The following is a 2,734-nucleotide window of genomic DNA, read 5'->3' on the forward strand; positions in this document are numbered from 1 at the left end:
TCTGTGCTCGCGCAAGAGACGCCGGCCGCCGCGCCCGCGCCAACGTCCACGTTGCCGGCGATCAATATCAACGCGCAGACGGACCGCACGACCTACGATACGAGCCGCTCGAAGACCGCGACCAAAACCAGCACCTCGCTCATGGATGTGCCGCAAACTGTCACCGTGGTGCCGCGCGCGCTCATCGAAGAACAGAACGCCACCTCGATTCAGCAGGCGTTGCGCAACGTGCCCGGCGTGGGCTTCTCGGTCGGCGACGGGCAGCGTGATCAAGTCACGATTCGCGGGTTCAGCAGCATCACGGACCAATACGTCGATGGCATTCGCGACGACTCGCTGTACTACCGCGACCTCTCCAACGTGCAGAGCGTGGAGGTCTTGAAGGGACCCGCTGCGGTGCTGTACGGGCGCGGTTCAGCGGGCGGGCTGATCAACCGGACGCTGAAGAAACCCGAAGCCGATCCGCAGCAGGAAGTCGGTGTGTCGCTTGGAACCGAGGGCGAACGTCGTGGCGAATTCGATATTGGACTGAATGCAAACGACGCAGCACGTTTTCGCATAACGGGCGCCGGCGAGAACTCCAACAGCTTTCGCGATCAGTTCCAGTTAAACCGCCAGGCGATAGCGCCGTCGGCTCAATTCAAGCTCGATGCCAACACCACGCTCAATCTCGAAGCCGATTACCTGCATGACCGCCGAACCTCGGACCAGGGCCTGCCCGCTTATCTCGGGCGGCCGGTCGACGTGCCGCACAACACGTACTATGGCTCGGCGAATGCTGCGAACACGTCGTATAACGACATCACGGTGGAAAGCGCGACGGCGTCGCTGGACCACCGCTTCAACGACTCGCTGTCATTCCATGCAGCCGTACGCACGTATGACTTCTCGCTCGAGCGCAAGAACTACGTCAACTACGAACCGATCAAGACAGCCGCGAATCCGGTCGTGACGCTCGACGAGTCGACGCGTTTTCGCAACGATCATGGCGTTGACGGCATGTTCGAACTCACGCAGAAAGCCACGCTGTTCGGCATGAAAAACGAGGTCTTGTATGGCCTGGAATTATCGCAACAGCAAAAGTTCGACACCATCTACACGAACAAGAACGTCGCGACTTACAACCTCTTCAATCCGCAACAAATCGATCTTCCCGGCATCAAGCCCGGTACCCTTGCGAGCACCAATGGCTCGACCGTAATCGGCATTGCCGGGCTATATGCGCAGGACCTGATTTCGCTGACCGAACACTGGAAAGTGCTTGCCGGACTGCGCTTTGATTACATCGACCAGACGCGCCGCGACTATACGGCAGCGGGCGTGAACCTCGCGCGTACGGATCGTGCGTGGAGCCCGCGGGTGGGCTTGATGTACGAGCCGCTGGAGTGGGTGACGTTGTATGGCACATATAGCCAGTCGTTCTCGCCGCTGGCGGATACGCTCATCAGCAACGGCGTGGTCGCTAATGCGTCCACGCTCGAGCCGCAAAAGACCACGAGCTTCGAAGTGGGTTCGAAGTTAGACCTCGGCGGACACGCGAGCGCGAGCGTCGCGTTGTTCGACATGAAGCAGACCAACCAGCAGATCGCCGATCCGACGAATCCGTCGTTCTCGCTGCCTATCGGCACGCAGCATTCGCGCGGTGTGGAGTTGTCGTTTGCGGGGGAGGTCGCGCCGAAGTGGTCCGTGTTCGGCGGCTATACCTATTTGAACGGGAACGTGCAGGGTTCGCCGCAGGCAACCGCTGCAGGCATCTCGCTGCACGACAGCACCCCCGGTCTCTCGCCGCGGCATAGCGCGAGCATCTGGATCAAGCGCGATCTGCCTTACGGCTTTTACGTAGCGGGCGGCAGCCAGTTCCAGTCGGCGCGCTTCACGTCGGCAAGCGACCTGGTCACGTTACCGTCCTTCGTGACCTTCGACCTTGGCGCCGGTTATCACGGCAAGAAGGTCGACGTCACGTTGACGCTCGATAATCTCTTCAACCGCAACTACTTCATCTCCGCGCACGGCAACGCGGACATGAGCAACATGCCAGGCGATCCGCGCACCTTCACGGTGTCGGCGCGCTGGCGGATGTAATCGTTCGAAGCGGCAGCGCGATGCATTGCGCCGCCGCTTTTTGCGCGCTTGTTTATCCTCGGCCCACGAAGGGCATCTTCGCCGGCATGACCGTGTGGAACAGAATGTTTGCCTCCAGCGGCAAGCTCGCCATATAACGCACGGATTGCCCGACAATGTTCACATCGAGCATCGGCTCAGCGGCAATTTCTCCATTTGCCTGCGGCACACCCTTCGCCATGCGCGCGGCGAGATCGGTCTGCGCATTGCCAATATCGATCTGGCCCACCGCAATGTCGTACTTCCGGCCATCGAGCGAGGCGGATTTCGTCATGCCTTCAACAGCGTGTTTGGTCGCGGTGTACGCAATGGAATTGGGTCGCGGCGATGTCGCCGATATCGAACCGTTGTTGATGATCCGGCCGCCCATTGGCGTTTGCGCGCGCATCACGCGGAAAGCTTGCTGGATGCAATAGAACATGCCGTTGAGATTGATATCGATGACCGATTTCCACTGCTCGACGGTCCAGTCCTCGAACGGCCCCGGCGGGTTCGATACGCCCGCGTTGTTGAAGAGCAGATCGACGCGGCCATACGTGTCGACCGCCGTGGCGAACAGTTTCTTCACGGCTTCGGGATCCGCCACGTCGCAGGGGCAGGGCAGCACGCGGCA

At 60.5% G+C, this 2,734-nt stretch carries 2 protein-coding genes; one reads left to right on the top strand and one right to left on the bottom strand.

What is annotated here, in order from left to right:
- The first annotated feature begins 3 nt into the window (after positions 1-3).
- The gene (locus ACRXB1_RS34115; protein WP_449494552.1) at positions 4-2,082 is read left to right on the top strand and encodes a TonB-dependent receptor; all 2,079 of its coding nucleotides are present in this window, start codon (positions 4-6) and stop codon (positions 2,080-2,082) included.
- 52 nt (positions 2,083-2,134) lie between these two features.
- Here the strand turns inward: ACRXB1_RS34115 and ACRXB1_RS34120 are convergent.
- Positions 2,135-2,734: SDR family oxidoreductase (locus ACRXB1_RS34120; protein WP_449494551.1), on the bottom strand; the 600-nt coding region annotated here is incomplete at its 5' end.

It is taken from the genome of Caballeronia sp. M23-90 (assembly GCF_053574605.1).